Genomic DNA, 5659 nt, shown 5'->3' on the forward strand with positions numbered 1-5659 from the left:
GCGTCCTGGTGGGCCTCTGGTTTCAGTCGGATGTCCGGAAAGCATATTTCTTCGCTCGGACGAAGGGCTACATCGCGCCCGTCGACGGAATGAATCGGACGCCGCGAATCGCGGCCAACTGCCCGAAACGTTGGCTTGTGGTCCTTTATATAGAGCTAAACCCTGCTCTGGTCGGCTTGTAGGAATAGGGACATCCAACAATACAGTCTGTTGAATCGACAATCGTTTACGAAATATTAACGCCGCATTTGATAGCCTTAAAACAAGCAATGGAAATCGGGAGCCGTATGACGCATACACTCGCGGGCTTGCGGGCTTTCCTCGCATCGGGCAAGCCCCCCGCGCACCGCCGGCCACGTTACGCGCCTGGCCGCAATGTGATGATGCACATCACGCTGGACGCGCAACACGCCACCCCGCTGCGTCAGGCACTGACCCGCGATTGCGCCGGTCAGCCGTGGACCATTCGCCTCGTGCCTCTGCACGGAACGGGCCGAGTGCGTCTGTCGCTCTACTTGCCCAAGGACGCAGTGAGCGGGGCGATCGAGCGGGTCACACATCTGGCGCCGACGGCTGAGGTAGGGCAACTGTTTGAAGTGCCCGATGCCCCCACCGACGCCTGGCGGGATCTGATGCACCCCGCGTCTTCTCCGTGTGCCGACCCGGCCGGTCAACCGGACGACATGGCCGCCGGAGCGGACACGATCGCCCAACTGCTCGCCCAGGATCACGTCCTGCTCGGTCTGGATGTCGCTAGCCGGGAGTCACTCTTCGTGCAGGTTGGCCGTTTGTGCGAACAACGCTTCGGACTGCCGGCGGCGACCGTGATCGCGGCCCTCGAGGCCCGCGAAGCGTTAGGCTCGACCGCGCTGGGCCAAGGCGTCGCCGTTCCGCACGGTCAAATCAAGGGGCTGCGTCGGGCCATGACGTTGTATATTCGCCCGGCGATTCCCATTGCGTTCGATGCGCCCGACGGAAATCCCGTGACCGATGTGGTCGTGCTATTGGTCCCGGAATGGGCCAACAGCACGCATCTGCATCTGCTAGCCGATGTAGCGCAGCGCTTCTGCGACCACCACTTCCGGGAGCAACTGCATGCCTGTGTCGACGCACAGGCCGTGTGTCAGTTGTTCGTTCGCTACTACGCACCGGAAGCGGACCCGGCCGGCCGTCCTCATGCAGCGGTCAAATTATTCGGCAAAGGCAAATAGGTCCCCTGGGAGGCGGAGAGCGCTTCCCGAAGAAGCTCGAGCGCTCATCCTTTAACCGAGTGGCTGCATCAGGATCGCCAGGACCTCGCCGGCAGTGGCTATCGCAACGGCAGACTCCACCGGGTTCGTGTTGAAGAACGTCCAGAGCCCGACATCGTCCTTGAAATCGTTCCACGTGCCGACAAATCCGAGCGACAGGATCAGCCCGAAAAGCAGGCTGAAGGCGATTGCAGCGGACAGCCACTTGTTGTGATCAAGGGTGCCCGGCGCAAACGCAAACGCGCTCAGGCAGAGCACTTGAACGGCAAGCACCACCAGCAGGCCAGGATGGTACTGGATGCCGTTGTGCGTGAACGAACGCGACATGCGCGAGCGTTCGTATCTGTTCCCCATTGCTTGTCCTCCCTGTGCGTCAGCCAGACGGACGCGCAGCGTCTGCACCTCAAATCTCCACTCTAGCGCCGAGTTCGATCACCCGGTTGGTTGGCAGCTTGAAATAGGCGGCGACGTTACCGACATTGTGCAACATGATGCCGAACAGCCTCTCGCGCCACAGTGCCATGCCTTTGCCTGGCGTGGGCACCACGGTGGCGCGACTCAGGAAATAGGATGTTTCAGATGTTTCGAACACGAGGCCGTCTGCCCTGCAGGTTTCAAGCGCGCGCGGCAAATCGACCTCGTCCTTAAAACCGTAGTTGACCGTAAGCTGATAGCAATCCGGGCACAACTGCAGCACCGTTACCCGCTGGCGCTCATCGACCCATGGGACGTCGCAGGTCGTCACGGTCAGGAACACCATGCGCTGATGAAGCACCCGGTTATGCATGAGATTGTTCAGCAGTGCGTGCGGCACGCCGCTGGGATCGGGTGACATGAAGATCGCGGTGCCGCCAACGCGTACTGGGGCGCTACCAAGCAGCGAAACCAGAAACGGCTTGAGGGGCGTAGTCCCGGCCCGAGCATGTGCTTCGGCCATCATCATTTCCCAACCGCGCCCCCACGTGGCCATGACGATAAACATGAGCAACCCGATCGCTAGCGGGAACCAGCCGCCCTGTGTGATCTTGAGCAGGTTAGCGGAGAAGAACGTGGCGTCGATGACAAAGAAGAACACGGTCGCGAAAGTGCACAGCACCCAGTTGTAATGCCACGCATAGCGCACGACGAAGAACGTGAGCACGGTCGTGATGAGCATGGTGCCCGTGACGGCGATGCCATAGGCCGATCCCAGCGCGGTCGATGAACCAAACCCGAGCACGGCGGCCACGACTGCGACAAGTAGCGTCCAGTTGATGCCTGGAACATAAATCTGGCCGATTTCCTTGGCTGACGTATAAACCACGTTCATGCGCGGCAGGAATCCGAGCTGCATCGCCTGCTTGGTCATCGAGTAGGTGCCTGAGATCACGGCTTGGGACGCAATGACCGTGGCTACCGTAGACAGGACGACCATCGGATAAAGCGTCCACGAAGGGAACAATCGGTAGAACGGATTTTGCAGTGCTGACGGATCCGCCAGCAACAGGCCCCCTTGGCCGAGATAGTTCAACGCAAGCGCCGGGAACACCAGTCCGAACCATGTGAGCCGGATTGGGCGCGCCCCGAAGTGTCCCATGTCGGCATAGAGCGCCTCCGCTCCAGTCAATGAGAGCACCACCGCGCCTAATGCGACGAAGGCGAGCCATTGGTGATGCAAGCAAAACGCAAGCCCCTTGACGGGATTGAGAGCAGTCAGGATGGCCGGTTTGTCGAGGATGTTGAGCAGCCCGGCGATAGCCAGCACGACAAACCAGACCACCATGATCGGTCCAAACACGGCGCCGATCCCGGCAGTGCCGCGCTTTTGCATCACGAACAGCGTGATCAATGCGATCAGCGTGACGGGGATGACATAGGGCGTGAGCGACGGTGTCGCTACTTCCAGTCCTTCGACGGCGCTCAAGACCGAGATGGCGGGCGTAATAACTCCGTCTCCGTAAAAGAGCGCGGCGCCCATGATGCCGATGCCAAGCAGGGCATGGCGCAGCCGCGGGCGGCTCGCCACGGAAGAGGCCGCGAGTGCCAGCAGAGCCATGATCCCGCCTTCACCGCGGTTGTTCGCGCGGAGAATAAGCGTGACGTATTTGAGCGAGACGACCACCGTCAACGACCAGAAGATCAGCGAGACAATGCCGACCACGTTCGCGGCTTCGAGCTTAAGACCATTGCCCGGGTCGAACACCGTTTTCAGGGTATAGAGCGGGCTGGTGCCGATGTCGCCATAGACGATGCCAAGTGCCGCCAACGCAAGGCCAAGCACGGCCCGCGAGTGCGGCGCCGGCTCGCCGGCATGCTCGGTACTGGACGCGGCGGATGCAGGGTGTTCCATGTCTCCTCCAGATGGTTGCCTCCCGGACCCAAGAAACGAAACGTACCGCTGCCACCGGGGGTCAAGGATCGTCGCTCTATGGGGGCTGGGGTAATCTGAAGTCCGTTTAAATTATTAGACGTTTATGGCGTGCTGTCTGTAGTTGATCGAAGTATAGGGAAGCATGAACGGAAAAGCTGGCTACAGCTACAGCCAGCGCCAGATACCCGCGGCCCAGCCGGTGAGTGGAATATGAGCCCAGGTCGCTGCGAGCCAGACGACGAGGCCGCCCGCAAGCGCGTGCAGGCCGAATCCGCCCAGCCGCGCACGGCCGGTGGTGATCGCCGCGAACGGCAGGTAGCTCGTCTTCGACTCCCATTCGGGCCAGAGATCGGGCTGGAGCTGTTCCTTCTTCCGGTCCTGCAATGCGGCGCCGACGAGCGCGAGGACGACGATAGCCGCCGCGACTATGATGTTCTTGGCCACCGGAAACACGGCGACATGGCACACGCCCCAGAGTGCGAATGACCACAGCATCGGGTGGCGCGTCACCGCGTACACGCCGCGCGCCGCTTCCGGGAACGAGACAGGCTGCCCGCCGGTGGGAAGCGCCGGGTTGCGGATCAGGGAGCCCATCAAGAGGATCGACGCAATCAGCATGACGGCGGTCACCACCGCCCAGAGGCCGTCTCCTACCGTCCATAGCGGTGCCGTCAGGGGTGCCTTTCGGAAGGCGAGGATCAGCCAGCCGAGTGTCAACACCGCAACCAGCGAGTAGACGCCCTGGAACCCCCCTTCGCCGATTGCGCGGACCAAACGCCCGCGCAGCGGATGGGACAAGAGCAAGTGACTGCCCACGAAGGCGACTGCCGCCGCAGCAACTGCGCTGGTGGTTCCCATTGGCCGGCCTCCTCAAGTCATCGTGTCGGCTGATCGTATTGCACTGGTTCGCGAAGATACGGGACTGCTTCGACGCTGCCGGCAGCTAGCGCACTTCGGCATTGAAGAAGGCGTCGTATGAACATTTCGTCATGGCAATTCGAGCCGCCATAGAGGGTCGGGCATTTGCCCTTGTTCTATATAGAGTACTGAAGATTACTGCCTAGTGTGCGGTAAAAACCAACCCGAGCGTCTTCTCAGCATTCGCTGTTCCCAGTCCTAGCTGCGGTTCGGGACTGACAGTGGGGTCGTCCCGCCGAATGGGCAGCGAGGCATGGGTGTGCCGTCCACAAAAGCGGTTGCACAGCGCACAGCAAACTCGTAGGCGCAGTTCTGACTGGCGAACTGCCCGAGATTACCTAATGAGGTAGATTCACCGTCTTCCTTCAGGATGCAGGCCCGGGCTACAAACGTATTGCCGTTTCTGATGGTCGATGGCTGAATCGCTGCGCCGCGATGATATAGAACCACAGGTGTCTCCTTTGAAACGTTAACAATTAGAAATGAAATTGTAATGTAGCCGATCGCAAAACCCGGGACTGTTACATTTTTTCGCGAGACGCTTAAATATGATGGGAAATGAGAAGGAAGCTGCTGCAACCTCCTAAAGGACAGCGTCAATGCACCACCGAGATCCGGTTCATGGAGCCGAGCGAGGGACGATTACTTCTTCAAGGGGACGGAGCTGGGTTATGCCTGGAGCGTCGCGTTTCGCGATGCGGATTCACTTGAAATAGCCCACGCGTATTGGCGTCTGGACGGACGATCACTATTTGGAGAGCACATGAGTGAGAAGGTCGATGAACTTGCCAGGAAGCTCATACGGAATTTTAACGACATCGAGAAGATCGCCGAAGTTCGGCCGCCGTTTTACGAGACGCTTTGCGCTCGGCTTGGGACCGATACCGCGGCCAAACACCTCGGCGCGTCGATCGATATTGTCGCTGCGGGAAAGCGCTCTTGCCCTTATCATTTTCACCACGCGCAAGAGGAAATGTTCGTTATCCTGGAAGGGGTTGGAACGCTGCGGGTAGCGGGTGAGCTGATTCCGATCAAGAGCGGCGATGTGATTTTCATTCCACCGGGCCCGGAATATCCGCATCAGATTATCAATTCGTCCAACGCGCCCATTAAATACTTATCCATTAGCACGCGACACGAT

5 protein-coding genes and 1 pseudogene are annotated in these 5659 nt (G+C 59.9%); 3 read left to right on the forward strand and 3 right to left on the reverse strand.

Annotated features, from left to right (window positions below):
• Together WCA53_RS06405 and WCA53_RS06410 are read left to right on the forward strand one after the other, a co-directional pair.
• Nucleotides 1–182 (forward strand): annotated as a pseudogene (locus WCA53_RS06405) (hypothetical protein); the annotation flags it as partial.
• A 105-nt stretch (nucleotides 183–287) separates the two neighbouring features.
• Nucleotides 288–1211 carry a PTS sugar transporter subunit IIA gene (locus WCA53_RS06410; RefSeq protein ID WP_423907062.1) on the forward strand — a complete coding sequence of 308 codons (924 nt, stop codon included), beginning with the start codon at nucleotides 288–290 and terminating at the stop codon, nucleotides 1209–1211.
• A gap of 51 nt (nucleotides 1212–1262) precedes the next feature.
• On the opposite strand, the gene WCA53_RS06415 is transcribed toward WCA53_RS06410, so the two are convergent.
• The 3 genes from WCA53_RS06415 to WCA53_RS06425 form a co-directional block, all read right to left on the reverse strand.
• Nucleotides 1263–1652, reverse strand: coding sequence for a hypothetical protein (locus WCA53_RS06415; protein ID WP_423907064.1), 390 nt, complete (start codon nucleotides 1650–1652; stop codon nucleotides 1263–1265).
• Nucleotide 1653: 1 nt separating this feature from the next.
• On the reverse strand, nucleotides 1654–3579 hold the full coding sequence (locus WCA53_RS06420) for a potassium transporter Kup (RefSeq protein ID WP_423907066.1): 1926 nt from the start codon (nucleotides 3577–3579) through the stop codon (nucleotides 1654–1656).
• Between the two features lie 186 nt (nucleotides 3580–3765).
• Nucleotides 3766–4458 carry an NnrU family protein gene (locus WCA53_RS06425; protein ID WP_423907068.1) on the reverse strand — a complete coding sequence of 231 codons (693 nt, stop codon included), beginning with the start codon at nucleotides 4456–4458 and terminating at the stop codon, nucleotides 3766–3768.
• 823 nt (nucleotides 4459–5281) lie between these two features.
• Between WCA53_RS06425 and WCA53_RS06430 the strand changes: the two genes are divergently transcribed.
• A partial coding sequence (locus WCA53_RS06430; protein ID WP_423907070.1) for a cupin domain-containing protein occupies nucleotides 5282–5659 on the forward strand: 378 nt, incomplete at its 3' end.

Source organism: Caballeronia sp. (genome assembly GCF_049581465.1).
Classification (GTDB): Bacteria; Pseudomonadota; Gammaproteobacteria; order Burkholderiales; family Burkholderiaceae; genus Caballeronia.